30 protein-coding genes and 1 tRNA gene are annotated in these 25572 nt (G+C 53.2%); 7 read left to right on the top strand and 24 right to left on the bottom strand.

Annotation, left to right across the window (positions count from 1 at the left end; all coding sequences use genetic code 11):
* Positions 1 to 468: 468 nt before the first annotated feature.
* The 5 genes from rpmA to L5470_RS02500 form a co-directional block, all read right to left on the bottom strand.
* Complete coding sequence (gene rpmA / locus L5470_RS02520) at positions 469 to 741, bottom strand: 50S ribosomal protein L27 (RefSeq protein WP_099798250.1); 273 nt, start codon at positions 739 to 741, stop codon at positions 469 to 471.
* Positions 742 to 750: 9 nt separating this feature from the next.
* Positions 751 to 1092, bottom strand: a complete 342-nt coding sequence (rplU, locus tag L5470_RS02515) for a 50S ribosomal protein L21 (protein WP_099798249.1) — start codon at positions 1090 to 1092, stop codon at positions 751 to 753.
* A gap of 121 nt (positions 1093 to 1213) precedes the next feature.
* Positions 1214 to 1618, bottom strand: coding sequence for an FHA domain-containing protein (locus L5470_RS02510; protein WP_448514185.1), 405 nt, complete (start codon positions 1616 to 1618; stop codon positions 1214 to 1216).
* Positions 1619 to 1636: 18 nt separating this feature from the next.
* Positions 1637 to 2083, bottom strand: a complete 447-nt coding sequence (locus L5470_RS02505) for an Rrf2 family transcriptional regulator (RefSeq protein ID WP_099798248.1) — start codon at positions 2081 to 2083, stop codon at positions 1637 to 1639.
* A complete protein-coding gene (locus L5470_RS02500) occupies positions 2080 to 3639 on the bottom strand; it encodes a SagB/ThcOx family dehydrogenase (protein ID WP_227517539.1) in 1560 nt (519 codons plus the stop codon). Before L5470_RS02500 ends, L5470_RS02505 begins: the two co-directional genes overlap by 4 nt.
* 121 nt (positions 3640 to 3760) lie before the next feature.
* Here L5470_RS02500 and L5470_RS02495 point away from each other — a divergent pair, with 121 nt between their 5' ends.
* Positions 3761 to 4291, top strand: a complete 531-nt coding sequence (locus L5470_RS02495) for a pentapeptide repeat-containing protein (protein WP_198406134.1) — start codon at positions 3761 to 3763, stop codon at positions 4289 to 4291.
* Here the strand turns inward: L5470_RS02495 and cbiE are convergent.
* Both cbiE and L5470_RS02485 read right to left on the bottom strand, forming a co-directional pair.
* Positions 4282 to 5529 carry a precorrin-6y C5,15-methyltransferase (decarboxylating) subunit CbiE gene (gene cbiE, locus L5470_RS02490; protein ID WP_499497937.1) on the bottom strand — a complete coding sequence of 416 codons (1248 nt, stop codon included), beginning with the start codon at positions 5527 to 5529 and terminating at the stop codon, positions 4282 to 4284. The genes L5470_RS02495 and cbiE overlap by 10 nt on opposite strands.
* Positions 5526 to 6140, bottom strand: a complete 615-nt coding sequence (locus tag L5470_RS02485) for a precorrin-8X methylmutase (RefSeq protein WP_499497935.1) — start codon at positions 6138 to 6140, stop codon at positions 5526 to 5528. The genes cbiE and L5470_RS02485 overlap by 4 nt, the downstream gene beginning before the upstream one ends.
* A 35-nt stretch (positions 6141 to 6175) precedes the next feature.
* Here L5470_RS02485 and L5470_RS02480 point away from each other — a divergent pair.
* Positions 6176 to 6260, top strand: a tRNA-Ser gene (locus L5470_RS02480).
* A 423-nt stretch (positions 6261 to 6683) separates the two neighbouring features.
* A complete protein-coding gene (locus L5470_RS02475; RefSeq protein WP_099798245.1) occupies positions 6684 to 6980 on the top strand; it encodes a hypothetical protein in 297 nt (98 codons plus the stop codon).
* 33 nt (positions 6981 to 7013) lie between these two features.
* Here L5470_RS02475 and L5470_RS02470 read toward each other — a convergent pair whose 3' ends face one another.
* From L5470_RS02470 to L5470_RS02440, 7 genes are all read right to left on the bottom strand, one after another.
* On the bottom strand, positions 7014 to 7550 hold the full coding sequence (locus tag L5470_RS02470; protein ID WP_099798244.1) for a tetratricopeptide repeat protein: 537 nt from the start codon (positions 7548 to 7550) through the stop codon (positions 7014 to 7016).
* Between the two features lie 131 nt (positions 7551 to 7681).
* The gene (locus tag L5470_RS02465; RefSeq protein ID WP_499497931.1) at positions 7682 to 8572 is read right to left on the bottom strand and encodes an IS110 family RNA-guided transposase; all 891 of its coding nucleotides are present in this window, start codon (positions 8570 to 8572) and stop codon (positions 7682 to 7684) included.
* Between the two features lie 231 nt (positions 8573 to 8803).
* Positions 8804 to 9760 (bottom strand): glutathione synthase, encoded by a 957-nt coding sequence (gene gshB, locus L5470_RS02460; protein WP_499497959.1) that lies wholly within the window; start codon positions 9758 to 9760, stop codon positions 8804 to 8806.
* 5 nt (positions 9761 to 9765) lie between these two features.
* Entirely contained in the window at positions 9766 to 10029 is a 264-nt protein-coding gene (gene grxC, locus L5470_RS02455) for a glutaredoxin 3 (protein ID WP_099799295.1), read from the bottom strand.
* A gap of 97 nt (positions 10030 to 10126) precedes the next feature.
* Positions 10127 to 11440 carry a CO2 hydration protein gene (locus L5470_RS02450; protein ID WP_499497928.1) on the bottom strand — a complete coding sequence of 438 codons (1314 nt, stop codon included), beginning with the start codon at positions 11438 to 11440 and terminating at the stop codon, positions 10127 to 10129.
* 16 nt (positions 11441 to 11456) lie between these two features.
* Positions 11457 to 12956, bottom strand: a complete 1500-nt coding sequence (locus L5470_RS02445) for an NADH-quinone oxidoreductase subunit M (protein ID WP_499497926.1) — start codon at positions 12954 to 12956, stop codon at positions 11457 to 11459.
* Between the two features lie 30 nt (positions 12957 to 12986).
* Complete coding sequence (locus tag L5470_RS02440) at positions 12987 to 14822, bottom strand: NAD(P)H-quinone oxidoreductase subunit F (protein ID WP_499497924.1); 1836 nt, start codon at positions 14820 to 14822, stop codon at positions 12987 to 12989.
* Between the two features lie 367 nt (positions 14823 to 15189).
* On the opposite strand from L5470_RS02440, the gene L5470_RS02435 reads away from it, so the two are divergent.
* On the top strand, positions 15190 to 15609 hold the full coding sequence (locus L5470_RS02435) for an ATP-binding protein (RefSeq protein ID WP_499497922.1): 420 nt from the start codon (positions 15190 to 15192) through the stop codon (positions 15607 to 15609).
* 7 nt (positions 15610 to 15616) lie between these two features.
* Here the strand turns inward: L5470_RS02435 and L5470_RS02430 are convergent, their stop codons facing one another.
* The 7 genes from L5470_RS02430 to lipB form a co-directional block, all read right to left on the bottom strand.
* The gene (locus L5470_RS02430) at positions 15617 to 16531 is read right to left on the bottom strand and encodes a branched-chain amino acid transaminase (RefSeq protein ID WP_499497920.1); all 915 of its coding nucleotides are present in this window, start codon (positions 16529 to 16531) and stop codon (positions 15617 to 15619) included.
* Between the two features lie 113 nt (positions 16532 to 16644).
* Positions 16645 to 17781 (bottom strand): Era-like GTP-binding protein, encoded by a 1137-nt coding sequence (locus L5470_RS02425; protein WP_499497918.1) that lies wholly within the window; start codon positions 17779 to 17781, stop codon positions 16645 to 16647.
* Between the two features lie 5 nt (positions 17782 to 17786).
* Positions 17787 to 17939, bottom strand: a complete 153-nt coding sequence (locus tag L5470_RS02420; protein WP_448527651.1) for a hypothetical protein — start codon at positions 17937 to 17939, stop codon at positions 17787 to 17789.
* A gap of 9 nt (positions 17940 to 17948) precedes the next feature.
* A complete protein-coding gene (locus L5470_RS02415; RefSeq protein WP_499497915.1) occupies positions 17949 to 18410 on the bottom strand; it encodes a pentapeptide repeat-containing protein in 462 nt (153 codons plus the stop codon).
* Positions 18411 to 18772: 362 nt separating this feature from the next.
* Complete coding sequence (locus L5470_RS02410) at positions 18773 to 19024, bottom strand: cupin domain-containing protein (protein WP_499497913.1); 252 nt, start codon at positions 19022 to 19024, stop codon at positions 18773 to 18775.
* Between the two features lie 14 nt (positions 19025 to 19038).
* Positions 19039 to 20019 (bottom strand): RNA polymerase sigma factor, RpoD/SigA family, encoded by a 981-nt coding sequence (locus tag L5470_RS02405; protein ID WP_499497911.1) that lies wholly within the window; start codon positions 20017 to 20019, stop codon positions 19039 to 19041.
* A 280-nt stretch (positions 20020 to 20299) separates the two neighbouring features.
* On the bottom strand, positions 20300 to 20995 hold the full coding sequence (lipB, locus tag L5470_RS02400) for a lipoyl(octanoyl) transferase LipB (RefSeq protein ID WP_448514651.1): 696 nt from the start codon (positions 20993 to 20995) through the stop codon (positions 20300 to 20302).
* Positions 20996 to 21158: 163 nt separating this feature from the next.
* Between lipB and hpf the strand changes: the two genes are divergently transcribed.
* The 3 genes from hpf (at position 21159) to L5470_RS02385 (ending at position 23689) form a co-directional block, all read left to right on the top strand.
* Positions 21159 to 21773 (top strand): ribosome hibernation-promoting factor, HPF/YfiA family, encoded by a 615-nt coding sequence (hpf, locus tag L5470_RS02395; protein WP_099798802.1) that lies wholly within the window; start codon positions 21159 to 21161, stop codon positions 21771 to 21773.
* 72 nt (positions 21774 to 21845) lie between these two features.
* Complete coding sequence (locus L5470_RS02390; protein ID WP_499497908.1) at positions 21846 to 23285, top strand: sensor histidine kinase; 1440 nt, start codon at positions 21846 to 21848, stop codon at positions 23283 to 23285.
* A gap of 8 nt (positions 23286 to 23293) precedes the next feature.
* Positions 23294 to 23689, top strand: a complete 396-nt coding sequence (locus tag L5470_RS02385) for a response regulator (protein ID WP_099798804.1) — start codon at positions 23294 to 23296, stop codon at positions 23687 to 23689.
* A gap of 2 nt (positions 23690 to 23691) precedes the next feature.
* On the opposite strand, the gene L5470_RS02380 is transcribed toward L5470_RS02385, so the two are convergent.
* The 3 genes from L5470_RS02380 to L5470_RS02370 all read right to left on the bottom strand — a co-directional run bounded on the left by L5470_RS02380 (position 23692) and on the right by L5470_RS02370 (position 25259).
* Entirely contained in the window at positions 23692 to 24198 is a 507-nt protein-coding gene (locus L5470_RS02380; RefSeq protein ID WP_499497905.1) for a hypothetical protein, read from the bottom strand.
* A gap of 115 nt (positions 24199 to 24313) precedes the next feature.
* Positions 24314 to 24976: a HEAT repeat domain-containing protein gene (locus L5470_RS02375; protein ID WP_099798806.1), complete on the bottom strand. Its 663-nt coding sequence runs from the start codon at positions 24974 to 24976 to the stop codon at positions 24314 to 24316.
* 157 nt (positions 24977 to 25133) lie between these two features.
* Positions 25134 to 25259 (bottom strand): photosystem II protein Y, encoded by a 126-nt coding sequence (locus L5470_RS02370; protein ID WP_198405917.1) that lies wholly within the window; start codon positions 25257 to 25259, stop codon positions 25134 to 25136.
* Positions 25260 to 25572 lie beyond the last annotated feature (313 nt).

Genomic DNA, 25572 nt, shown 5'->3' with positions numbered 1-25572 from the left:
TAACGGCTAGAAAACAACCTAAGTTTTTTTGGTTGGTTTAACAGTACCTTTGGGCAAAAGGGAACTGCCCCGCAAGGGGGAACGCTTGGGGAGATAAGCACCGCTGTTGTAGCAGGGCAACCTGATGCGATAAGTGCTGTCGCAGAACCAAGAACAAGAATCCCCTGCCTTTAGGCATGGGGAGTATGTCAAACTTTGCAGTCCTTTGAATAGAACTCTGATTCCTAGAGGTCGCTCGCTTTTAAGACCACACTGGCCGCTTGGTTCGGGTCATCGCGACCGTGTTGCAATTGCAACACTTGAACCGCCGCGGCAAGGGACAGAACCCATCAACTCCAGATTCTAATTGAGTGGCTTCGATGTCAAAGCAATCGCCTGTCAACACAACTCGCTTAGAGTGCGGGCTTCTCGCTTCGTCGGGGAGCCACGGTACAGTGCGGGGCTTATCTACCCCCAACCCCCCACAAGCTAAACAGCGCGATTCTCTGCTAGGGGGTAAACACTAACCCGCTTACGCGTTTTGCCATAGCGCTCAAAGGTGACAACGCCAGCAATGGTGGCAAACAGTGTATCATCACTGCCACGCCCCACGTTCACGCCCGGATGGAATTTAGTGCCCCGCTGCCGCACAAGGATATGGCCAGCTTTGACCACTTCGCCACCAAATCGCTTCACCCCAAGGCGTTGGGCATTGGAGTCACGACCATTACGGGTACTGCCAGTTCCTTTCTTATGTGCCATGGTAACCTCCTAGCTATTTGAATTCAGGGCTTCACCATTGAGGCGAATCTCGTTAATCATGATGCGGGTTAATTCTTGGCGATGCCCTTGTTTTTTCCGCGTTTTTTTCTTGGGCTTCATTTTATAGACAATTACCTTGGGGGCACGGCGATGCTGCAACACTGTACCGGTAACAACAGCTCCACTAACGTAGGGTTGGCCAACATGAACGCCAGCATCGGTTTGCACGAGTAATACTTGCTCAATATCAATGGTGCTGTCGGGGTCAAGCGCTAACCGCTCCACATCATAAAACCGCCCGGCTTCGACTCGCAGTTGCTTGCCACCGGTTTCAATAATTGCGTATGCCATAGGGGACCTAAAGTAACTCCTTGCCGTGCAGGTGAGGGCGCATTGTCCTCTTGGTGAACCTGTTCCGTGCAAATTCAGCAACTTTACATCATAGACTTTTGAGCTGGGTCTGTCAACGACCTTAGCCGACCCAGGGGACACTGCTGGTGGAAACTTTATTGAGTTGAGAGAGCATCGAGGCATCGATCTCGTTGAACATCTCTGGATAGTAGAAGACCAGTAACGCCCTGCCAATGCCGATCACATCTTCGTGGTGCAACAAGGTGCTGTGCCTGATGAGCAAGCCATTGATTAAGGTTCCATTGCGGCTGTGGTAATCAGCAATGAAATAAAGGGGCTGGTTGGCGAAAAGAAAACTATTAATAACAGCGTGGACTCGCGAGACATAGCGATCGCGAAGGATAATGCTGCAATCTTTTTGGCGACCAATGGTCCACTGGCGATCGGGGGTGAGAGCAACGTCGCGTTTGGGTTGCCCATACTCGCGAATAATCAGCCATGCTCGATGATGCGTGGGCGTTGTCATGGGGTTCCCGATGACGGCCTAGACTACAAAGGTAGCACCATCTCCTTGGGCGGCTTGCCAACTACGGGCATCAAAATACAAATCTTCAAGGGAAATACTGTCAAGGGCATCCTGTAGTTTTTGGTGCAGTTGCTGCCAGAGACTCAGGGTGACCCAGTCAGCGGTAGCAGCGTCAGGCTCCGGCGGCTGCAAAAAAAGAGGCTGAGGGGACTCACCCACCGCAAGAAGAATCTGCCGCAGTGAAATCTGTTGCGGGGGACGAGCTAGTTGATAGCCACCATAGACCCCCCGCAGCGATCGCACTAGGCCGGCACGCCGCAGTTCGATCAATAGTTTTTCTAGATAGGGAGCGGGAATATTTTGGCGCTCGGCAATGGCACGCACTGAGGACGGGCCATACTGCGGCTGTAAGCTCAGGTCTAAGAGGGCTTTGATACTATAGTGGCCGCGGGTTGTCAGGGTCATGCAGCCTGTCCCACCGTCGTAATGTAGAGCACGGCTTCGTCAGCGGGAATGCCCAGTACCTCATTCACCTGATCATCAAAAAAGCCACCAATGCCGCTAACCCCTAACCCCAAAGCAGTTGCCGCCAAGTTCAAGCGCTGTCCCAAATGTCCTGCATCCATGTGCAGGTAGCGGTAGGCACGCTCTCCATAGCGGGCGATCGCCGCTGCTAAGTTGGCGGTATGGAAAATGACGACGGCGGCATCCCGCCCTAACTCTTGATTGAGACAGAGGAAGTGCAGTTGCTCCTGAAAATTCTTAAAGCGAATTTGTCGCAGTTCGTGATTTGCCACAGCGTAGTAGTAGCAGCCCTCTTCTAAGTCACTCACGCGAGTGACCGCAACAAAGGTTTCCACTAATGAGAGATCAAAGAAACTAGGGGCCTCATCCAGTCCTTGGTCGCGGTAGGCTTCGGCATGGTAGGTAAAGGTCAACAGCGCCGCCAATTGATCTAGGGTGATTCCCTTGCCACTGTACTGGCGGGTCGAACGGCGCTGCAAAATTGTCTGTTGCAACGCCCCTAGACCAGTATCCCAGTTCAGTACGGTTTGCGGCAGCGATACCCGCAAGCCAAAGGGGAAGTTGTATTTATCGTCCGGTGCAGCGTTGGGAAGGGCACCCCCACTGTTGAGAGTGGGCACGGTGGTCTCTTCAACCTTTGACATGCCGTAAATGATGTCTGTGTTTGTGAGCGCACTCCCTTGATGACAAGCAGCAAGGAGATCGCCATCAGGGATTGCCCCATAGTCATAGCAGACGGTGGACGCTAAGGCAGCGGGAAAGGCAGAGAGATTTTGTGACACCTGCAGTAGATCCGCGAGCACCACAACCCCCAGTACCGCTTCTTGGGCTGAGTCTAGGTAAAGCAGATCGTTGATTTGCGAGTCCACAAAGCCGCCGATGAGGTGAGAGCGAAAATCATTGATGCTGGCAGCCAGTTCGACATTGCCGAGTAGGTGACCAATATCTAAGCAAATGCGTCGATAGGCACGATCGCCATAGCGCCAAGCAGAGCGATAAAATACAGCCGTTACAATCAGCGCCACTTCAGTTGCTTCAAGGGCTGGATGCCACAGGCAAGCATCTTGAAGGCCAGACCAGTGGTAACTTTGCCAAACCTGTACAAGGGCATGATCCTTAACTTGGTAGTTATAAATCCCCGCTGGAATGAGGCGATCGGTACGGGTGATGACATAGACTTCGGCTGGGTATAGCCCCCCTGCAGAGGGGGCTGCTCGCATTAAGAAGGGGCGATCGGGATAGGGCACCACTGCTGTTACACCATAGGTGCAGTACAGCAGCCGCGAGAGTCGTTGCCAATACCGCTCTGCGGCGGTTTCCCCTTGCCTAAAGAACGGCTTGAGTGGAAAGACCTTGCCCAAGGGATAGGTTTTGAACGGTTCCGGTTGGCGGCTCCAGTCGAGGCCACGAGCCTGCTGCGCTAAGGTTTCTGGGGCATACTTGGTGCGCTCGTGGTAGTGCTGTGCCAAGGATGAATGCTCAAACCCCATCGCCATTGTGCTGCCTCATCAAGTTAAGAAACCATTAAGTAATATGAATTTCCCTGATAACTCCCCCTACAGTCAGAAAGACGTAAGTAAGAATACTTATTTCACTGTAAAAACTCTACTTATTATTATGGCGAAATTTAGTGCCGAGGAGCTACTGCAAGCCTATGCCATGGGAGAGCGGGACTTTAGGGGGCTAGATTTGCGGGGGGTGAGTCTATTTGACACAAACTTGGGGGATGCGGATTTTAGTGATAGCAATTTAGAAAATGCTTATCTTCCCTACTGCCAGCTGAATCGAATTGTGGCCACCGCCACCAATCTACGCCAGAGTGAACTGGGGGATGCCCAGCTCTACCAAGCCAATTTAGCGGCAGCAGATCTCGAGGGGGCACGCATGATGCGGGTAAACCTGCGCTCGGCCAACCTCGAGCAGGCCAATTTAGCGGGAGCTAACCTCCAAGGAGCGGATCTGCGCTCGGCTAACCTGCGCCAAGCGAACTTGCAGGGGGCAAATTTACAGCAGGCCAACCTTGAGCAGGCGGATTTAACGGGGACTCAGGTGCAGCGGTGTAATTTTTTTCGGGCGACGGGAGTGGACTTGAGCCATGCGATGTGTGATGCCACCACGATCTGTCCCGATGGTCACTTTTATGGATGAGACACGGTGATGAGTGTAACGGGGTTGAGGGGGTGCAGGCGGTGTCCGCTGCCTAAGGGAACTGAACGGCTTAGTTGCAGGTGGAGGAATTGTGGTTTGAGATGGTGTTGATGACACCACGCTAAAACTTGGCCTTGGTGCTCAAGGGTGGCGATCGCCATGACGATACGGCCTTGGGGGGGCAGGCGTGACCATGCCACCTCTAAGTTGGTGGCCAACAGCGTGCCGCTGCCGCCAATAAACACTCGATCGGGATCAGGGAGGGAATCCAAGGCGGTGGGAGCTATCCCCTGAATCGGTTTTAAGTTCGCCAGACCAAAGCGATCGCGGTTCTGGCACAGAAGTTGATAGCCGACGGCGGTTTTTTCAACGGCATAGACGGTGGCATGGGGTAAAAGGCGGGCGATTTCTACGGCGACACTGCCGGTGCCAGCGCCAATATCCCAAATCACTTGCACTTGAGGGGTCAAGGCCAATTCTGCCAAGGCCAGTACCCGTACCTCTCGTTTAGTCATGAGGCCGGGGCGATCGCCAAAGCTAAAGAATTGGTGATCCTCTAGGCCAAAGCAGGGGAGATCGGCAGCCGGGATCTGCTGAGGTTGCCGTACCAGCACCACCAGGTTGAGAGGATGGATCTCAGGGGAGGGAACCGGTGGTTGGTGCAACTCCCAAGGGAGAATCTGCTCCTGGGGGCTACCCAAAGCTTGGCAGACCCATGCTTGGTAGGACACCGGCAGGTTCAGGCGTTGATAGAGGGCACTGATGGCGGTGATGTCGGCCTCAGCATCGGTGTAAATGGCAATTTTGGCCGTGCCTTGTTGCAGTAAGGGAATCAATGCCGATAGGTTTCGCCCGTGAGCACTACAGATAGCGGCATCCTGCCATGGCAGCTTGAGCCGACTAAAGGCCAACTGCACGGCGGTAAGGTGAGGATGAAAGGTCAACTGCTCCGCTGGAAAAACTGTGAGGAGCCAGCGGCCTAGGCCATAAAAGAGAGGGTCACCACTGGTGAGAATGACAACTTGGGGATGTGGTGTGGTGCTCAGGTGGGTCTCTAGGGCAGCAAGACTGTCGTTAAATTGGCGTAGCTCAAGGCGCGGAATGCCAAGCTCCGGAATCAGAGCAAGGTGGCGATCGCTCCCCACCAATAGCGTCGCCGTCTGGATAATGGCTTGGGKAGCACTCCCCAGACCTGCCATGCCCTCCAGACCGATCCCCACCACATGGATAGGACTCAAGCGTGCCCCTCCTGCCACGCTAAATCCAGTAGGGCATTGACAATGGCCGCAGCAACCGCCGAACCACCTTTGCGCCCAGACACTCGAATTTGGGGCACAGCTAGGTTTGCAAGGGCAGCTTTAGACTCCACCACATTGACAAACCCCACCGGCACCCCAATCACCCCTGCTGGCAGAACCGATCCTTGACGGAGGCGATCGCACAACGCCATTAATGCCGTGGGGGCGTTCCCAATCACAAACAGCGCCTGGGGATACTGCTGCCAAGCGGCAATCATCCCGGCTTCAGTGCGGGTTTGATCCGGGGCTGGTGCCTGCCCATAGTCCAAGGCAGTGATCACAGGATTTGCAAAGGTACGGCTGGCCATGGTTTGAATCCCCACGGTGACCATCCGCACATCCGTAACAATGGGCACCCCGGTGGCCAAGGCCTGAGTCATGGCGGCAACAGTTGCTGCCGGCGCGTACAGCAGATCCTTAAATTCAAAATCAGCCGTGCTGTGGATAATCCGCCGCAAAATGGCATAGGTGGCTGGATCAAGGCTGTGGTCACCGATTTCGTGATCAATAATCCTAAAACTCTCTTGGGCAATGGGATGAATCAGAGACACAGGACTTCTGCTAGGATAGGAAAGCTGTCTAAAAAGGAGAGATGGCCGAGTGGTCGAAGGCGCAGCACTGGAAATGCTGTGTGGGGCAACTCACCGAGGGTTCGAATCCCTCTCTCTCCGTACCCATTTTCTGCCAGATTAGACCTATTTCCATCGTTTCAGGGGTCTATTTTTGCTGTTGATTGCAATTTGTGAACTATCCAACACTCATCCTTCAGATAGAGCGCGGGCTTCCCTTGTCACAGGCAACCGCCTCTGCCGTATCAGATAATTTTGTTATGTTACAAATCAAGTTGTTCGCCTACGCCTCACGCGACCCTCATCCCGACGCTGCCCCTAGCAGGTACAGCGCGGGGCTTCCCGTCTAGAACAGCTAAAGCTCTCTATTGTCTCACAGGCAAATCGCTAGAATACAAAGAAAGAATACAAAGAATAGAGCGTTTGTCTCTTTTTATGGTATTACGCAGACGCACTTAGGAGTCACTACTGCCTGAACCTTAACAACGTAAAAACGTTCGCTAATCACTCGAGGATTTTTAATTTATGCGTAACTCATGGATCATTTCACTACTGGCGATCGCTAGTCCACTGACGGTTGCAACCTTGCCCGCCTCTGCCAACTCTGCAACCATTGGCCCCATCGAGGTCAGCCCAGATCTACGCTCCGCCCTACAAACAGCACCTTCAACCTCTGCCAATGCCAATGAACTGCAATATCCTGATGGATTAGAGGACAGTTTATCCCCTCAACCCGTGCGGCTGCGGCAAGACCCCAAAGTCTATAAGCAATTTGAAGAGCCACGGAACAACCGAGGTGTTGGCTTTAGTGTAGGCATCTGAGTACTGGAAAGTGTACACCTTGGTTAATAGGGGTTAGGAAGCAGAAGCACCACTCAAACGCTTTTGAAGAGAGCTGACCCGTCGCTGGGCAATCCCATTGTTGGGATCGTGCCTGAGGGTGTGCTGATAGGCCTCAAGGGCAGGCTGAGCTAGGTTTTTCTTTTCGTAGGCATGACCGAGGTTATTCGCCGCAGTGACGTACTCAGGCTGATTTTTCAAGGCATCCTTGTAGTAACGAATAGCCAAATCGTACTGCTCCTGAATAAAGTAGGCATAGCCAAGGGCATTGTAAATAGGGGCTAGGTAGGTCTCCTGCTCATTTTCCGCTGCCTTTAGCGCCTTTTGCAGCAGGGGAATGGCCTGAGTAGCTAGCTTTTTGCTGAGATAGATGCTGCCCAGTTCAAAATACTCTTGGGTTGTGCCCGGCTCTTGCTTGAGCTTGCGTTGTAGCCGCGCCAAGGTGGTTTCAATCCGGCGGGTTTTAATAATTTGCCCCAGCACAAACCATGCAGACACCCCCAACAATACAATCAGCACCCCTAAATACAGGGCAGGTAATAAACCGTCCATGGTACTCAACGTCCTCAATCACAAGAGACAATCATACATATGAAGGGTGTTTAAGACCCGAGGCATAAACATCCCTAGGATTATCATAAATACATGACTTCCTTCAAACACCTCAGTGAACGGAGGCTAAATCACTCCCCGCGGAGGTGGCACACGGCAGATTTAAGGCACTTCTTTTCTGGGCATTGCATAGTATAGAAATAGAAGACGCGAATCACTGAATTATGGCGCACCGCCACCAAAGCTGCCATGTACAACAGTTGACGCACAGCAGCACGACCACCAAAGATAGCGCGTTTGCCTTGCTTCTGCCCACTATCTCGGTTGAATGGGGCAACGCCCACCAGCGCACTGATTTTTCGAGTGGACAACTGTCCTAGGTCTGGCAACAGGGCTAACAAGGTAGCAGCAACAACCTTGCCCACCCCTGGAACCGTCATCAGCCGCGTCTGTTTTGCCTGCCAGGGCTGACATGGATGGATTTGGGTGTCGATCTGCTCGTCTAGTTGCTGAATGCGGTCTTTGCGCCATGCAATGTGAGCTGCTATATCTGCTTGGGCTGTTCCGCGTAAGCCTGACAAGCGGTTTTGTTCAGCAGTCAGGATGTCTATCAGTTGCCGCCTGCGGGTGACCAAGTCCTGAAGTTCTGCGTCCGCTTCGCTGGCCAATGAGCGAATCGGCGGTTTCATCGCTTCGCCAAACCAGGCTAAAATCGCGGCATCGACCGGATCGGTTTTAGCCAGTTGATTGGCAGCTTTGGCAACGTTTCGCGCTTGCCGAGCATTAATCACGACCACGGGATAGGCTAGCGTGGACAGCACCAACGCCACTGACCGCTCATAGCCGCCAGTGGATTCTAGAATCACCCGACCGACCGCCTCAGGCGGACACAGGTGAGTCAAAAGTTCGCGAATCCCACTCGCGGTGTTGCTCACGCGAAAACTCTGCTTCTGGGGGCGTAGATGTACACCTAGCCACCGCTTACACACATCAATGCCAATCCATTGTTCTTGATCCTGCATATCACTTTTGCGCCTGTCTGGGGGTAAATCAGGTGTTTACTCAGCCTTGCGTCATGCGGGTTCTACTGTCCCAACCGATGATTCGAGTTTGACCTGTTGCATCAGAGAGATGACCCTAGCTTCTCCACGATGTCTCGCATCTAAGGGGTGACGGTCTGTCTCTCTAGTTTTAAGATACAAGGGAGCTAAGAGTCTTGTTCCCTCTCCGTTGGGAGAGGTGAAACACGAAACCTATCCAACCACGCCAGCCATGACCTGCTCAGCAAGGCGTGTGTCGCTGAGGCGATCAATTTCACGAATACCGGTGGGACTGGTCACATTCMCCTCCGTTAGGTAACCGCCAATAATGTCAATGCCAACAAAATAAAGGCCATCTTGGCGGAGGCTTGGTGCCAAAATCTGACAAATGTGGCGATCGCGCTCAGTTATATCAATCGCTGCAACTCGTCCACCAGTGGCCATATTGCCCCGAAATTCATCCCCGGTGGGAATCCGGTTCACTGCCCCAATCGGCTCGCCATTCAGCAGAATGATGCGCTTATCCCCCTCTTTGGCTGCAGGTAGGTATTCCTGCACCATCACTGGCAGTTGTCCTTGCTGGGTACTGATTTCAATCATGGAGTTGAGGTTGCGATCGCCCGCCTGCAAGAATAAAATGCCTTCTCCGGCTTTACCGCCTAAGGGTTTCAGGACAGCAGTCCCTTGGCGTTGGACAAACTCACGAATCACTTGTTTATCGCTACTCACCAAGGTGTGGGGCATCACACTGCTAAAGCGCAACCCATACATTTTTTCATTGGCATGGCGCAGTGCCGCTGGACTATTTAGCACCCGCGTTTTCTGTGGATTCACTAAGTCCAAGCAGTAGGTTGCATAGAGGTAAGCACTATTGACGGGTGGGTCTTTGCGCATCCAAACGGCGGTAAAGTCCTCTAGCGATCGCCACTCCGGTGTGCCTAACTGAAACCACGGCCGTGAGACTTGCCACTGACCCGCAACAAGTTGGGCGGGCACCAACTGCACCGGCGTGAGGCGTGCCCACGCTTGGCCGTCGCGGATCACAAGCTGCGAAATCTCTGTAATCCAAACCTCCAACCCCATCTGTTGCGCTGCTTCCATGAGGGCAACACTGGTGTCATGGCCAGGATCCAAACTGGCGATAGGGTCAATAATAAAGGCAACCAACACAGTCACTAGGCCGCAGACTGCAAGAGGGAGTCTAACTTCCCTTGCGCCTCAAGGGCATAGAGATCATCACAGCCGCCAATATGTTGGTTGTTAATGAAAATCTGTGGCAGCGATCGCCGCCCATTGGCCCGCTGCGCCATCGCTTGCCGTGCGGCTTCATCGCCATCAATCACATACTCTGTAAAGGATACCCCCTTGCGGTTCAGCAGTTGCTTAGCCCGAAGACAGAAGGGACAGGCAGACCAAGTATAGATTTCCACAGTGGCCACAGCGGTTGCACCTCGTTACAAAAGTTCACTCTTGCTTCCAGCCTAGCAAAAAGTGAGGGGGCGATCGCCATCGAGCAGCACGATTGCCCCAGCAGTGCTAACGGTAATTGGGGTCTTGGACATTGCGGATTTTGCAGGCATCGACAATACCGTACTGCGGACGGATAAAGCGATCCATCTGGGCAATAAAAAAGCGACGGTTTGCCATTAAGTGCTCCGGATTCGGATCATCTAGGGGATAGTAAAATGCTGCCCGGGTCGCCTGTAGTACCGCCGACGTGACGGTGTACATCGAGCGTTGGAAGGCGATCCCCAACTGCACCAGAATATCATCTTCACCGCGACAGTGCTGATGGAAATGATCCCTTAGGTACTGCGGCAAAAAGTGGTACATATCCTGATGGAGCAATGTCGGCGGAATGCCAGCGGTACCCACCGGGAACTTATCCGCAAATAGAATGCCATAGTGGAAATCCACCTGCTCACTGGGCACCTGATTCGCTTGGGCATTGTAGGACTTAGTGCCCCGGAAGGGAGCCGTCCGATAAAATACGGCCTCAACGTAGGGAAAGGCAGCCTCGTACAGCCACATAAAGCCTTTCTCTTTAGGAACTAGCACATGCACCTCGTCATCAATATAGACGTGGTGGTAAATGGGCCGACCCGCAATCGCAAAAATGCCATTGACCAAGAAATTCATGGCATCCTTAACGCTGCGAATACTGCCCTCGTCGTAGCGATCGCTAATTTCAAAGAAGACGGGTGCCATTACCTCCCAGAATAGCCCCAGCACATTCATGTAGGTGGCTTGGCGTGCCTGCTCCAAAAAGAGATCCGGAAACACCTTGTGCAGTGCCAACATCAGGGGGTTGCGCTTGAAATAGGCACGAATGGCCTTGTGGGCTGCGGCCTTATACTCGTCCGAGTCGAGGTAAATCTCCAGTTGCCCCCCCATGCCGTGCCACATCATCGCACGTGCTAAATCTTCGGAAAACTCCATGTTGATGCGGTCGTGCCAGAGGTGGTGCAGCAATCGCGGTAGTTTGCGAGTTTCCCCTTTTTCAATAAACTCCATTAACTCGGGATGGGCATGGGCTGGCCCGCGCCAAATCCGCAGATCCGCTGTATCCCCCGCATAGTGATTCAGCAGATCAAAGTAGTCCTTGGTGGGGAAATACTTGAAAAACGGGAACGGATCAATAAAAACGCGCTCACCCAGGTACAGTAGATCTCGCCAATAAAAGTCCATCGGGATGGAATAGGCCTTGTACATGCCGATGATCTTCATGAGGTTTTCCGGCGTATCGGGGATCATTGCCCCTCCCGCTTCGAGGCGGTGAATAATGTCGGCCAAGGGGTGGTCAACGGGGGGGAGCTTGGCACTGCTAGGACGCTCAAGAGCTTGAACCATAGGGCTTCTCCGTTAGTTAATTGTGGGTAGAGGACAAGGATGGCGCTATGCTGGCAACTATTTCCGTTGTGGTGGGGATCGCTGCCACTAGCTTCTGACTGATGGTTTCACTCCAGCGCACTAGCCACGTGGGTTGAACCCCCAACACCAGAATTAATAGGGTCAAGACTAGCGCTGGCAGTTTTTCAGGCCACAACACCCGCGGATAGTAGGCCGTGGCGTTATCTAGGCGGCCAAAGCAGGTACGGTTTAGTAAGATAACAAAGTAAACCGCCGTCAAGCCAGTTCCCACAACCGCAACGAGGGTAGGGATCGGAAAGATGGCATAACTGCCTTGAAAGACTAAAAACTCGGCAACAAAGCCCACCAAGCCGGGAATACCAGCACTGGCCATCCCCCCTAATATCAGCAAGGCACTGGTAGTGGGTAACCCCCGCAGAGGATTGAGCAAGCCGTTAAGCACATCGAGTTCGCGGGTGCCGACTTTGGTTTCAATAATTCCCACTAAATAAAACAGCAGCGCCAAGATCAGACCATGACTAATCATTTGGGCGATCGCCCCCACCATACTCAGGTGGGTATGTGCCGCCAGCGCCAGTAAGACGTAACCCATGTGACCAATAGAGCTGTAGGCCACCATCCGTTTGATGTCCTTTTGAGCAATGGCCGCCAACGCACCGTAGAGAATGCTGGCTGCCGCCACGATCGCCAGCACACTGGCAAACGAGCCCCATGTTTGCGGAAACAGCCCGACAGCGAAACGCACTAGACCGTAGGTGCCCAACTTTGCCAGAATCCCCCCTAAGAGAATTGCTGTGGGGGTTGAGGCTTCGACGTAGGCATCCGGTAGCCAGCTATGGAGGGGCACAAGGGGAATTTTAATGCCAAAGCCAATCACCAGTAGAGCCAAAAGAATGGCTTGCGTGGTAGGTGCAAGTGCCGCCAGTTGCAGATCCCCATAGTCAAAGCTGGGGGCGTGGGTCAGCCAACCCATGGCCAAGAAGGCGGCTAGGATGAGAATACCGGAGATGGCTGTATAAATGAGAAATTTCACCGCCGCTCGCTCCCGGCGCTGTCCCCCCCACATTAAAATCAGCAGATAAAAGGGAACCAGTTCAACTTCGTAAAACAGAACAAAGAGCAGAAGGTTTTGAGCCGCTAGGGCACCAATAATCCCGGCATTGGCCACCAACACAAGGCCATAAAACAACCGTGGCGAACTTTTCTCACCGTTAAAGATGACGAGTAGCGTTAAGAATGTACCTAGGACAATCAGCGGCAGAGAGAGACCATCCACCCCTAGGGAATAGTTCAGCCCAAGGGGCGGCAACCACGGGGTAAATTCTGGAAACTGTAAGCCTGCTTGCTGTAGATCCAATTGACTCAGAAGCCAAGCAGATAGGCCAAAGGTAACCGCTGCCCCAGCCAGTGCCACCGGCCGCAGTAGGCGTTCCGGCAAGACCGACATCAGCAGCGCTGCCAGTGCGGGAATCAGGATCAGCAGTGTTAAGAGCATAGCAAGAACCTCGCTGGATGTTGATTTGAGCTAGCGCAGCAGTGGCCAGCAAATGGCAATACCAAGAATGGCAATGCCCACAATAATGGTGAGAATATAGGCTTGGGATTGACCGGTGGTGCTGTACTTGAGGCGATCGCCCCCCAACAGCGTCACCAAACCAAAGGCATTGCCCGTCCCATCCACCAAGGTGCGGTCAAACCAATCAGTGAGGCGCGAGATGACATCCACTGCCCCAACAACCGTTGCCTTATAAAGTTTAGGGGTGTAAAAGTCGTAGGCAAGCAGGTCTTGTAGCGACGGTAACGGCAACTGCACCGGCTTGGGAATGGTTCGCCCCAAATAGATCCACGCTGCTAAGCCCCAACCCGCAACGGCAGTCAGGGTTAAGGCGGCAGCGGTTTGCACTGAAGGCTGTGTCCAGATCACCCAATCAAAGACCCGCATCATAATCGGCAAGTGCAGAACCACCCCCACATTCACTGTCATGGGCAGGATCATGGGCCAAAACACCTCCGGCGATCGCGCCGTCATGGGTTTGACCTCCCCTCCCCAAATGAGACAGAACGTGCGTCCCAAACTAAAGGCGGCAAAGGTATTCACCAGTAGCAAGACAACCCCCACCCACGGCAACTGGGCAAAGGCGGTATCCAATAGCTCTGCTTGGGGCAAAAAACYCCCAAGGGGCGGCACTGCCAATAAACCTGCCGATCCCACCAAAAATGAAATCCCGGAAATGGGTCGCCGTGACCACAGCCCCCCCAGCAACCGCAGATCTTGGGTAATGCTGTTCCAGATAATGCTGCCAATACTCATCATCAGCAGCGACATCGCCACCGCATAGGTGAGCACAAACACAAAGGCCAATCCAGGCTCTTTCAGACCCACCGCAATAAATACCCAGCCCATGTAAGCACTGACTAAATAGGACAGCGCCCGCTTAATATCCACCTGAGCTGTGGCAATCAAGGTGCCGCCTAAGGCCGTGACACTACCAATCACCAGTAATGCGGTCAGGGCTACAGGAGAGAGTGCCAACACTGGGGTCAGCTTGACCAGCACCCATGCCCCCGTTGCCACCACAATGGCATTCCGCAACACCGAGGCGGGCACCGGCCCTTCCATGGCTTCATCAAGCCACAGGTGCAGGGGAAACTGGGCACATTTCCCCATCGGACCAGCAATCAGGGCTAAGCAGATCAGAGTAATCAATGTCGGATTGGCTGTAGCAGTAGCCGCCCAAGCCGCCAGATCATCGTAATTCCAAGACCCTGCAAGGGGATAGATGGCCAGAACTCCCATTAAGAGAATCAAGTCCCCCACTCGTTTCGTCAGGAAGGCATCGCGGGCACCCGTCACCACCAGCGGTTGGTTAAACCACAGCCCAATGAGCAGGTAGGTGGCAAGGGTGAGAATTTCCAACACCACGTAATTGAAAAAGAGGGAGTCAAGCAGCACAAGGGCAGCCATCCCCCCTTCAAAGAGCGCCAGCAGGGCAAAGAACCGCGCCCAACCCCAGTCCATTTCCATATACCCAACGGCAAAGACTTGGGCCATCAAATTCAGCCCCGTAATGAGCATGAGAGCAGTGGTCGTCAGGACTGAAATTTCCACCGGCACATCAAAATGAAGCCCCGCCACCTCTAACCAAGTCCAGTGAAGGTACTGCGGCGGTTTGTCGGCGATCGCCAACGTGGCCAGCAGCGCATGGCAAAAGGAGAAGAATGTGAGCACGATATTGATATACCCCGCTGGACGCGGGCCGGTCTTGCGGGTGATCCCCGGCGACCAAATCAGCGACAGCCCCATCCCCAGTAGCGAGTAAAAAGGAATGAGCCAAACTGTGTCCGCAAATGATTGCAACATAAATCCCGCTTACGCCTATGGACAAGACTAATTAGATTTAATCTTATCTATGAAAAGGACACTCTTAGCAGGGATAACGATAAACTTCTATCAATATCTTTTATTGCGCTGATAACAGAGGCAAGGGGTAGCTCACTTTAAGAATATGCAAGCCACCCACACAGAAGACATTTGCTAGACATTTGCTCAACTAATTCGCCTCTGTGAGCCAAACAAGCTGCCCATAGCCCTCACGCAGGAGGCGGTTGTATTTCTGCTGCCCAAGTTGCTAAGCTGAAGTCAGAAGGGTTCGGTTATCCGGCAATGATGTTTGCTGCGGGCACCCGCACCCCCGCTGTGCACTCTTGATTCTTGGGTGATGCCGTCTATGACGCTAACGTACGTTGCACCCCAATGGCAAACCCTGACCTTTCCTTCGACATTATTTTTGCAACCTATCCTTGAAATATTACTCGCCAATGTTCCTCACCCTTTGCATGATGAGTTGCGCCTTGGGCTGCAGGAGGCATTGGTCAATGCGGCTCGCCATGGCAACGCCCTTAACCCTGAAAAAGTTGTTTTCGTGCGCTACACCTATTCCCCCGAACAATGCTGGTGGGTCATTACTGATCAAGGCGACGGTTTTTTGCCACCTCGCTGCGTTTTCTCCCCTGAAGATGAACTGCTGCCCCCTGACGACTGTGAGTGTGGTCGGGGGTTATTTTTGATCTATGCCATTTTTGACGAAGTGTATTGGAATGCCAAAGGCACAGAACTGAGCTTGTGTAAATATCTGCATCGCTATTAGAGCTGCCCTAGGCAATCGGTACTATATCTAGCCAGTGGCGATAGTTGGGATCGCGGCCTGTGACAATGGCTTGTAACTGCTGCTGCAATTGCCTTGTGAGGGGGCGCTGCTCTGGGAGGGTGTAGGTTTCAATGCGGCGGACAGGCACAATCCTTGCTGCCGTACCCGTTAAAAAGACTTCATCGGCAATTAATAATTCCGTGCGATCCACTGCCCGCTCAAGGACGGTAACCCCCGCTGCTTGAGCGAGTTCAATCACGCTGCGGCGGGTAATGCCCTCTAAAATATCTTGATCCACGCTTGGGGTAATGAGTTGGCCATCCCGTACTAGGAACAGATTCATTCCCGAGGCTTCGCACACTTTGCCTTGAGTGTTGAGGAGAATGGCTTCGTCAAACCCTGAGGCCACCGCTTCGGTTTTTGCGAGCGCTGAAACAATGTAGGAGGTGGTAAGCTTACCGCGCAACGGAAAGGAGCGATCGCACTGCCGCTGCCAAGAACTAATCCGACAGGTCACGCCCTCAGCGGAGAGGTAATCTCCTAGGGGCATCCCATAGATGAGAAAGTCTTTTTCAACATCGTGCAGGCGGGGCGCAATCCCCAGCCCGGAGGTATAAACTAAGGGGCGGATATAGAACGGCACCGTGGGGCGGTTTTTTTGTACCCACTCAATAATGGTGGTTTTGATCTGTGCCATCGGCAGCTCATAGCCTAGGTAGTGGGCACTGCGACTCAAGCGCTGACAGTGATCTTCAAGACGGAACAGCAGAATTTCGTTAGCATTTGCAGGATTGGGTAACCCGCGCAAACCACCGAGAGCGGCGGTGCCGTAGTGTAGGGCATGGGTGGCAACGGAAATTTTGGCTTCGCTAAAGGGGACAAACTGACCGTTAAGGTACGCGTAGGGTAAAAAGTCGCTCATGCAGGCAAGGCGTGAAAAATAGTGGGCTCAAAGGCGTGTAAGCTCATCTTACCTGATGGTGGCGTTTGCAAAAAACGCAGCACCGTGACCCTAGGTAACCAATGCTTGGGAGTTCACGGCTGCTGTTGCTGAGCAATGTGCGCCAAAAGCCGCTGGGGTCCAAAACGTCCCCATTGATAGCCCTGTTGCAGGTAGGATTCCAGTTTGCGGCGCAGTTGCTGATACCCCCAAAGAATCACCCCTGCTTGGAGCACCACAGTGGTATTCAGGCTCCAGAGTTCACTGCTGATACTGCCCCCCAGCCACGGGGTAACATAGATGGCGGCACACCACAGCAGCAGGAACTGACTGATTTCACTAAAGGCCGGCAGCGGAAACGGTAAGGCATAGGCTTGACACCAGTGGCGCACATACCCAAGGCAGGCCACCATCGCTAAAACGGCATCCCCACCCCCGCCGGGCAGCAGGGCGCTACCGAGCAGTTGGCCGCCCAGCCATGGCCACGGTACGCTACCTTGTTGTGCTTGACGGTAGCTACTGAGGGCATTGCCAACGGCACGTTCAATCGTACTAGCTTGATGCAAAAGGTGAGTCGATCGCTCAAGCAGGGCGTTGTGGCTGAGCCATTGCTGCACGTGGGCACGGAGTTCACTAATGCCTTGGCCGGTCGTGCTACTGACAACAATGGCGTCGGTGAGGTTTTCCGGAACGGCGGCATACAGATCCGCTTTGGTGATCACCCACTGATAGGGCACTCTGCGTGCCTCAAGCTGCTGGCGAGCTTGCACTTCAATAGGGGTCAGGGTGTCATGGCTAACCAATAGGACTAAATCGGCGGTGGCGATCGCCCCCCACGTCATTGCTTCTCGCTGCGAGCCAGCCACTTCATCTAACCCCGGAGTATCGGTTAAATCCACCGCATGGTCACCAAATTGCCAACGAACGGTGCGTGGCCATTGGGTTGTGCCATGAACTGCTCCCACGGGAAAAATGGTCTCGCCATAGAGCGCATTGAGGAGAGCAGATTTACCCCGGCTGACTTGCCCTAAAACCACAATGTGCCATGCCGGTTGATTGAGGCGATCGCGCAGATCGTAGAGTGGTAACCAGTGCTCACTGACGTGGGAATGATGGCTCTGATGCCATGCCAGCAATTCATTCAGGCAGTTAAGGGTAAGCTGCCCCAGACTGAGTTGACCCTGCACACTGGCATGATGAACCTTGGGGGAGATGTTGCTAGCGCTAGGCATGTTGCTCAATCACGCCGGAACAACGACCAGTTAGAGGCAACCGCTAATGCCGCTGCCGCCACCAATAGGACAGGGAGCGGCAATACCCACTGCCGTGCCATCAGAATCGCTTCTGTCAGCAGGAATAAAATAACAAAACTCGTAACGGCAATTCCCATACGCTGAGACTAACGACGGCGGGGAACGTCAAGGGGGAAAAATGCTTTTTCGCCGTTGGGGAGGGTGGCATCGCGGAAGGTGCGCACCCGCGCGAGGCGATCGCGCCCTCCCAAGGCGGCATTCACCATTTGGGCACCTGTCAGTACGGCACGGTTAAGGCGAGTCATCAGGAGGTTGGCCTCAGAGAGGTTTGCATTTGTCAAGTTCGCCCCCGTTAAATCTGCATTATTCAGGGTTGCCCCTGTTAAGTTGGCACGGCTGAGATTAGCACCGCGTAAGTTCGCCGCATTGAGGTTGGCTCCCCGTAAATCTGCCCCTTGGAGGTTACGCCCCCGTAGCTGGGCATAGCTGAGATCGCAGTTGGGGCAATGCCCCGTACGGCGCAGTTGCTCTAAATCAGCGGGATTAGCGGCCAAGGCAGGCACCCCCATCGAAAGCAGTAAAAGCGTGGCGGCGACGTTTGCAATCATGGTACTGAGGATTGACTTCTCCCCTCCTTGAAAGAGAGGGGATTCCCAAAGGATGCTACGCAACGGGCTGAAGCCGCGTTGCTTCGCTTTTCCCTTGAGCTGTCACCCACAATTTAATGCGGGTGGGAGCAGTCAAAGACCCCCTACTCACCTCAAGCATCTCTGCTATTGGGACTACGTTTATGTTTCGGTTCGTGGTTTCGCGCTTTTCAACACTAGCCAGTTCGATACGCTCAACATCCTGCCATTGCTTGCAGTGGTTTAGGCTTGCCGCCAAAGCGGTAGTGACTTACTTGCCGGGATTTCTCCGTACTAGGATGTTTCTTCGCGTAGTTGATACGCCTACTTTCCACGTCTCTAGTTTAACACATAGAGAGGGCTAAAGCCCCCTGAGTTGGCTGTATCCCCTCGCTAAAGCGGAGGGGTTTTAGCCCGCCCACATCACTCCTATAAATGCTGGTACTGTAGGCGCGATCGCCCCCCGCAAAGTGAGGGGGCAAGGCTACTGCTGGAATTGTGCCTGCTGCCCGATAGACTTCCCGAAAGTACCCACCCTCAGGGTGGGGCTGAAGCTGAAGCGCCCTTACCCAATCCTCCGCTTGCCATGAGTTCATGCTTTTACCATGCCTTAGCTGGCTAGGTATTCGTACATTTGCTGCCGTCGCCGCCGTAAATGGTCTAAGGCTTGACGTTCGAGCTGCCGTACCCGCTCTCGGCTGAGGTTAAGCTGCTCACCCACCTTAGCTAGGGAGAGTTCCTGGCCATCGCTTAACCCGTAGCGCAGGGTCAGCACTTGCCGCTGCTGGGGGGTCAACTCCGCCAGCCAGAGATGGACATCATCCCGCAGTGACTCAACCGTGGTGAACTGCTCCGGCGAAATACTGTTGTCTTCGAGTAATTCGCCGAGTTCCGTATCTTGGTTATCGCCAACTCGGAGGTCAAGGGACACGGGCTGCCGTGCCAAGGTGAGGTATTCACGGATTTGCTCTGGCTCCAGCTCTAAGGCCGCAGCAATTTCTGCGGGGGTGGCACTGCGCCCTAACCGCTGGGACAGTTCCCGCTGGGTTCGCTTAATTTTATTTAGCTTCTCAGTAATGTGGATAGGCAAGCGGATGGTGCGTGCCTGCTGAGCGATCGCCCGCGTGATGGCTTGACGAATCCACCAGTAAGCGTAGGTAGAAAACTTGTACCCCCGGGTGGGATCAAATTTCTCCACCCCTCGCTCAAGGCCAAGGGTGCCTTCTTGCACCAAATCTAATAGTTCTAAATTCCGCTTTTGGTATTTTTTGGCCACAGACACCACCAGCCGGAGGTTGGCCTCAATCATCTTCTGCTTGGCTCGTTGCCCCCGCTTCAGCAGACTGTTCAGTTCCTTGAGACTGAGATTGCAGGCAGCCGCCCATTCTTCAAGGGTTAGCTCACGGCCTAAGGACTCCGCTAAGGCATCGTGCTTTTCCCGTAACGCCATCATTTGCTGGACTTGTTTCCCCAGAATGATCTCTTGCTCGTGGCTGAGGAGCGGCACCCGGCCAATTTCTTGGAGGTAGGTGCGCACCATGTCAGTGCTGATACTGGGACTGGTTGTTGTTTTTGCGGCGGAGTTTATCATAGCAGCACACATTCCAACGGTATTCAAAGGGATAGCAGCAGTTGCCGACGGGCATACGTGTAGAGGGTTTCAAGGTTGGGGACGATAATGACTCGCTAGAAAAAAGTTGACCAATCATGTTTAGAGGTAGCCTAGCAGGAGTTAATTTTTTGACCTGTATCCTAATCTACTTAGACTTAAATTGTGCCCCTAAAGTTGCCAATTCATAACAGCCAACTTCTGAAATAAAAGTTAAATTTTGTCAACCAGTGGTAAAGCTGGCAATTATCAACGCTGGGGATCATTCGGTTCGTCCTCCTGTATCAGGGGTTTCAAGGAGATCTCCAAGGGATCGCAGGTCTAAATGCAGGTTAAAGACATCGGCAAAGGATTGACTAAACTGCTCTCGCACAGATTCAAACTTAATGTCGGCTCTAAACTGTAGCAGGTTCCCCACCGGGCGATCGCCAATACCGCAGGGCACAATTTGACCAAAGCCCCGTAAGTCATTAACAACATTCAGGGCAATGCCGTGGAAACTCAGCCAGCGGCTGACTTTGATCCCAATAGCGGCCACCTTATACCCCTCCACCCAAACCCCCGTGAGGCCAGCAACACGCTCCCCTTTTATGTCATATACCCGTAAGGTTTGGATGATGACTTCCTCCAACTGGTGGAGATACCAGTGCAAGTCACACCGATGCCGCCGTAAGTTCAAGATTGGGTAGGCCACCAACTGCCCCGGGCAATGGTAGGTGACCTCTCCCCCCCGCTCAACTCTCAGCACTGGGACAGAACAACCATCGGGTGCAAACTGTAAATGGTCGGTTGTGGCCCCCTGCCCAAGGGTGTAGATCGGTGGATGCTCTAGGGTCAACAGAACATCCGCCAACTGTGGGTTGCCCTTGCGCTGCTCGACTAATTGCCGTTGCCATGCCCACGCCTGCGGATAGGGGATCAGGTCAAGGGGGCAATACCAAGCAATGGGTTTATTCATACATCGCTCAACCTTGTCAAGGGCCAGAGGATAAGAATTATCACAGAACACGAATAAAGGTGAAGAGGACGGGGGTGGGCTGTAATCCCCAATACGAAAATGCTAGGGTGAGGGTAGATCAGCCTTTAATTCTTTACGTCTTTTGCTCAGGGGAGGCAACCCTATGAGGCTAGTGATTCATGGTAAAAATATTGACATTACCGATGGCATTCGCAGCTATGTGAACCAAAAAATTGAACGCGCTGCCAGTCACTTTCAAAATGTCATTAACGAAATTGATGTCCACCTTTCTGTGGCTCGTAATCGCAGCACTGCCCCAAAACAAACCGCTGAGGTCACGTTATTTGTGAACGGGTCAGTGATTCGCGCTGAAGAAAGTAGTGAAAATCTCTATGCCAGCATTGATCTGGTTGCGGACAAAATTGCCCGTAAACTGCGCAAACTGAAAGAAAAACGCCAAGATAAAGCGCGCACCAAAGAGGTTAACGCCGTCGCCGAAGCACCGGTGGTTGCTGATCTGGTGGGCGATCGCACCCCCCAATTACCGGAGCACGTGGTGCGGATGAAATATTTTGCCATGCCACCGATGACCATCCAAGAAGCGCTTGAGCATCTGGAAATGGTAGATCACGACTTCTACGTTTTCCGCAATCAGGAGACCGGCGAAATCAATGTGGTGTATGAGCGCAATCACGGTGGTTTTGGGGTGATTCAACCCCGCCCTACCTCCGGCGGCAATCACCATCACCATAAAGCCGTGGCGAAGTCTGCCCACTGAGGGTTGCGTAAATTCCCATAACTGGCTTAGGTTAGAGGGGCGCTCCATAGATAGCACACGTGAGTACTTCCTATGACCCCCGCCCCAACTGACCTCACGGATGAATTTGGCTTCCAAAGTATCTTTGAAAATGCCGTTGTGGGAATTTTCCAAACCGACTTGGAGGGGAATTATATCCGTGCCAATCGTGCTTTGGCGTTAATTTATGGCTATGATTCCCCGTCGCAATTGCTCCAAGAGCAGCCCAATGCCCGAGCCTGCCTTTATGTGGATCCACAGCAGCGGCAGCGGTTTATTGAGATGATGGCGCGCCAAGATACGCTGACCAACTTTGAGTCAGAAGTCTATCGTCGGGATGGGTCTCGCTGCTGGATCTCGGAAACCTGCCGGGTGGTGCGCAGCCCTGAGGGGCAAATTCTCTACTTTGAAGGATTTGTGCAAGATATTACGGTGCAGCATCAAGCCTTGGCTGGGTTGCAAGCGGCAGAGCGGCACCTAAAACAAAAAAACCTAGAACTGGAGGAAACCCTTAGCCAACTGCAAAAAGCGCAGCGGGAACTCATTTACTCGGAAAAGATGGCGGCCTTAGGACAGTTAGTGGCGGGTGTTGCCCACGAAATTAATACGCCTCTTGGTGCCATTCGCTCCTCTATTGAAACCATTAACCTCTGTACCGAGCGATCGCTACCCTTATTGCCAACCCTAGTGCGGCAATTGCCTGAAGGGGTGTTTAACCAATTCCTAGAGTTGTGTACCTTGTCCCGAGCAGACTCCCTTGCTCTGTCTAGTCGAGAACGGCGGCAGTACAAGCGCCAGATCATGGCACTTCTGGAGGCTCATGATATTGCGAATGCGGATGTGTGGGCAGACACCTTGGTGGACTTGGGAGTGCTGACAGAGGCAACGGTGCCCGTGGAACTACTGCGTACCGCTCAAGGACAGGAGGCAGTCACCCTTGCCCATCAGTTGGCCTTGCTCGAGCGCAGCACCCACACGATTACAACGGCCATTGAACGCGCAGCCAAGGTTGTGTTTGCCCTGAAAACCTATGCCAGAGTGGATCAGAGCAGTCAAAAAGTCCCTGCCCAAATTATTGATGGCATTGAAACTGTGCTCACCCTCTATCACAACAAGCTCAAGCATGGCGTAGAGGTGGTGCGGCACTACGAACCCGTACCGGAAATCCATTGCTACCCTGATGAATTGACCCAAGTGTGGACAAACCTGATTCACAATGCCCTGCATGCCATGGACGATCGCGGACGGCTAGACATTGTTGTGCGGCGGGAGCAAACACAGATCTGTGTTGAAATTATCGACAGTGGTTGTGGCATTCCAGAGGCGGTATTWCCCCGGATTTTTKAGCCATTTTTTACAACGAAACCCATTGGTGAGGGCAATGGGTTGGGTCTTGATATTGTCCGCAAAATTATTGATAAGCACCAAGGCCACATTGAGGTCAACTCTCAACCCGGTCGCACCCAATTCTGTGTTCGTTTACCCCTTGAGTAGTAGCTGCTATGCCTAAGCCAGTAATTCTGTGCGTCGATGATGAGCGCGTGATTTTGGAAAGCCTGCGTACCCAATTGCGAACTGCCTTTGGTGAGCGCTATTTCTACGAAACGGCTGAGAGTGCGGAGGAAGCACTGGAAATCATTGATGAGTTACAGGGAGACAGTGCCGATATTATCGTTATTGTCTCTGACTGGTTGATGCCCAAGGTGCGGGGGGATGAATTTTTAATTCAAGTGCATCAGCGGTTTCCCAAGGTGGTGAAGGTGATGCTGACGGGGCAAGCAGATGAAGCGGCAATTCAGCGGGCGATAGAGCAGGCTAACCTGCATCGCTGTTTGTATAAGCCATGGCACAGTGACGAGTTAGTCGAGACGATCCGTTCTGGCTTATCCCCTGAGTAACCTTAGGGGCGCAGGGTGAGCTGCCACTCATTGGTTTGGCGATCGCGCTGGAGTTGATCGTTTTCACCAATGACGTAGGGGCCCCAGTACCGCTTTGAACCGTCAAGGGTAAAGGCAACTACAATATCGCCGTGGCTGAGTTTGAGGGTGCCGTCGGGCAAAGATAACAATAACCCTTTGATACTGCCTTCCATGGGGGCAAAATCCCAGTGTACGGTTTTGCTGTCCGGGCGGGAGCGATCGCCTGCGGCTAACAGGACAACCCGCACCGGAAAACCTGTCTGATTACTGATGCGCAACCCGTCAGGCTGGGGGCTGGCCGGGGGTTGCGGCGGCGGCAAGGGGTCGGGAGAAACCCGTTCCGGTTCTGTTTCTACAATGGGCGGTGGCTGGGTCAGAAGATCAGGCTCCCACCACAGGGTGAAATGCAGTTGTGAGAGCACAATTGCACCAATAACGCCAATCACTACTGCGACAAGGTACGGTAAGAATTTAATTTGGATGGCCATAGAGAGTCTGTTGCTGCCAACGCCGCATCGCTACTTCATCCAGTGTAGAGAGTCAGCAGGGCAACCGCAGAGAGACTGTGGCAAATATCGATACTTATCGATATGCTGCGCTAGCCTATCGCTGGGCAAGGCGTTGTAAAGAAATTTCTGCTGCTGCTGCAACGTGGGGATGCTCGTCCTTGGCCAAATACTCTAAGGCTGACTGAGTTTTCGGGCTGGGGAGGTTGCCCAAGGCTTCCGCAAGTCGCTGGCGAATGAGCCAGTCCTCGGCAGTCACAAAGGGTAAAATCTCTTCAACAATGCTGGGGTCACCAATTTCCCCCAGCGCCGCGATCGCGCCTTGGAGCATCACCACCTCGTTACTGCTTAAGGCTGAGCGCAGCACCTCAACCGCCCGCACATCCTTCAGGTTGCCCAGGGAAACTGCTGCACTAAAGCGCACTAACCAGTCGGTGTCTTCGTAAAAGGCACGCACGAGGGGGGCAAATGCCCGCTGATCTTGCAGATACCCTAATGCTCCGGCAGCATCAGCGCGAATGCCGTAGTCGGGTTCTGTTTCGAGGAGTTGCACTAAAATGTCAAAGCACTCTGGCGTGGGCTTAACCCCTAAGGCAAACACAGCCATGGAGCGGATTTGTAAATTATCATCCCACAGTACTTTTTTGATTAACGGGACAGCCTCAGGCGGGGGCACATCCCGCAGCGCCGCCAAGGCAAGGAGGCGATCGCGGGAATTCGGACTTTCAAGCTGGGTGGCAAGCTGCTCAAGGGATAGCATAGGTTTAACCTGAGAATAATTTACAAAATTTAACAATACACCTCCAATTATACGAAAATTCCCCAAAGTTCCCCAGTGGTAACCGTACTGGACTTTGGGGAGGCGTTAGAGTCAGAGCAATCCGCTAGAGGAGCTTATGGTTAATTGGCAGGAGACCTTAGCGTTTCCCTAGGGACGGGAAGAACTTTTGGAATTGCTTAATCGCAAAGGGCAGGATATTGCGAACTGCCCAAGCCCCTGCCAACAGTACCGGCAGTAACACAATGAGTACACGCCAATCCATAACCATGACCTCCCAGTAACAATATGAAAATGTTATGAGTTATTTTACCCTTTGCTTAAGCGTGGCGATCGCCCTTAACAGTCGGGTCCAGTGACACTCTCCCGAGGCTAATGGGGTGAACGACTGGGGAGATAGACACCTCTGAGGTAACGTAGGAAACTGCTTTGCTTTAAGTGTTGTCGGTGAACCAGTCAGTCTAAGCTATGAGGCTAGAAGAATCCCCTGCCTTTAGGCATGGGAAGCCTGCCAGAGCGTGCTCCCTCACCACGACCCACTCATGCGGCAGCATAAAATGTTCGCTATACAATAGACG

It is taken from the genome of Synechococcus sp. PCC 6717, from assembly GCF_022698185.1.
In the GTDB taxonomy this organism is placed as follows: Bacteria; Cyanobacteriota; Cyanobacteriia; order Thermosynechococcales; family Thermosynechococcaceae; genus Thermosynechococcus; species Thermosynechococcus lividus.
The sequence above is the reverse complement of the archived record's forward strand: the minus strand, read 5'-3'. Positions and strand labels throughout refer to the sequence as shown.

Bases quoted from the DNA above. Each gene is read 5' to 3' on its own strand.
- L5470_RS02370 (WP_198405917.1), bottom strand. From the start codon at position 25,259: ATGGATTGGCGTGTACTCATTGTGTTACTGCCGGTACTGTTGGCAGGG.
- L5470_RS02465 (WP_499497931.1), bottom strand. From the start codon at position 8,572: ATGCAGGATCAAGAACAATGGATTGGCATTGATGTGTGTAAGCGGTGG.
- L5470_RS02500 (WP_227517539.1), bottom strand. From the start codon at position 3,639: ATGGCGATGGGGTTTGAGCATTCATCCTTGGCACAGCACTACCACGAG.
- L5470_RS02430 (WP_499497920.1), bottom strand. From the start codon at position 16,531: ATGAGCGACTTTTTACCCTACGCGTACCTTAACGGTCAGTTTGTCCCC.
- L5470_RS02435 (WP_499497922.1), top strand. From the start codon at position 15,190: ATGACGCTAACGTACGTTGCACCCCAATGGCAAACCCTGACCTTTCCT.
- L5470_RS02420 (WP_448527651.1), bottom strand. From the start codon at position 17,939: ATGGGAATTGCCGTTACGAGTTTTGTTATTTTATTCCTGCTGACAGAA.
- lipB (WP_448514651.1), bottom strand. From the start codon at position 20,995: ATGAATAAACCCATTGCTTGGTATTGCCCCCTTGACCTGATCCCCTAT.
- L5470_RS02495 (WP_198406134.1), top strand. From the start codon at position 3,761: ATGGCGAAATTTAGTGCCGAGGAGCTACTGCAAGCCTATGCCATGGGA.
- L5470_RS02470 (WP_099798244.1), bottom strand. From the start codon at position 7,550: ATGGACGGTTTATTACCTGCCCTGTATTTAGGGGTGCTGATTGTATTG.
- L5470_RS02405 (WP_499497911.1), bottom strand. From the start codon at position 20,019: ATGATAAACTCCGCCGCAAAAACAACAACCAGTCCCAGTATCAGCACT.
- rpmA (WP_099798250.1), bottom strand. From the start codon at position 741: ATGGCACATAAGAAAGGAACTGGCAGTACCCGTAATGGTCGTGACTCC.
- L5470_RS02425 (WP_499497918.1), bottom strand. From the start codon at position 17,781: ATGCCTAGCGCTAGCAACATCTCCCCCAAGGTTCATCATGCCAGTGTG.
- L5470_RS02450 (WP_499497928.1), bottom strand. From the start codon at position 11,440: ATGGTTCAAGCTCTTGAGCGTCCTAGCAGTGCCAAGCTCCCCCCCGTT.
- L5470_RS02475 (WP_099798245.1), top strand. From the start codon at position 6,684: ATGCGTAACTCATGGATCATTTCACTACTGGCGATCGCTAGTCCACTG.
- L5470_RS02505 (WP_099798248.1), bottom strand. From the start codon at position 2,083: ATGACCCTGACAACCCGCGGCCACTATAGTATCAAAGCCCTCTTAGAC.
- L5470_RS02410 (WP_499497913.1), bottom strand. From the start codon at position 19,024: ATGAACTCATGGCAAGCGGAGGATTGGGTAAGGGCGCTTCAGCTTCAG.
- L5470_RS02415 (WP_499497915.1), bottom strand. From the start codon at position 18,410: ATGATTGCAAACGTCGCCGCCACGCTTTTACTGCTTTCGATGGGGGTG.
- L5470_RS02510 (WP_448514185.1), bottom strand. From the start codon at position 1,618: ATGACAACGCCCACGCATCATCGAGCATGGCTGATTATTCGCGAGTAT.
- hpf (WP_099798802.1), top strand. From the start codon at position 21,159: ATGAGGCTAGTGATTCATGGTAAAAATATTGACATTACCGATGGCATT.
- rplU (WP_099798249.1), bottom strand. From the start codon at position 1,092: ATGGCATACGCAATTATTGAAACCGGTGGCAAGCAACTGCGAGTCGAA.
- L5470_RS02385 (WP_099798804.1), top strand. From the start codon at position 23,294: ATGCCTAAGCCAGTAATTCTGTGCGTCGATGATGAGCGCGTGATTTTG.
- L5470_RS02445 (WP_499497926.1), bottom strand. From the start codon at position 12,956: ATGCTCTTAACACTGCTGATCCTGATTCCCGCACTGGCAGCGCTGCTG.
- L5470_RS02380 (WP_499497905.1), bottom strand. From the start codon at position 24,198: ATGGCCATCCAAATTAAATTCTTACCGTACCTTGTCGCAGTAGTGATT.
- L5470_RS02375 (WP_099798806.1), bottom strand. From the start codon at position 24,976: ATGCTATCCCTTGAGCAGCTTGCCACCCAGCTTGAAAGTCCGAATTCC.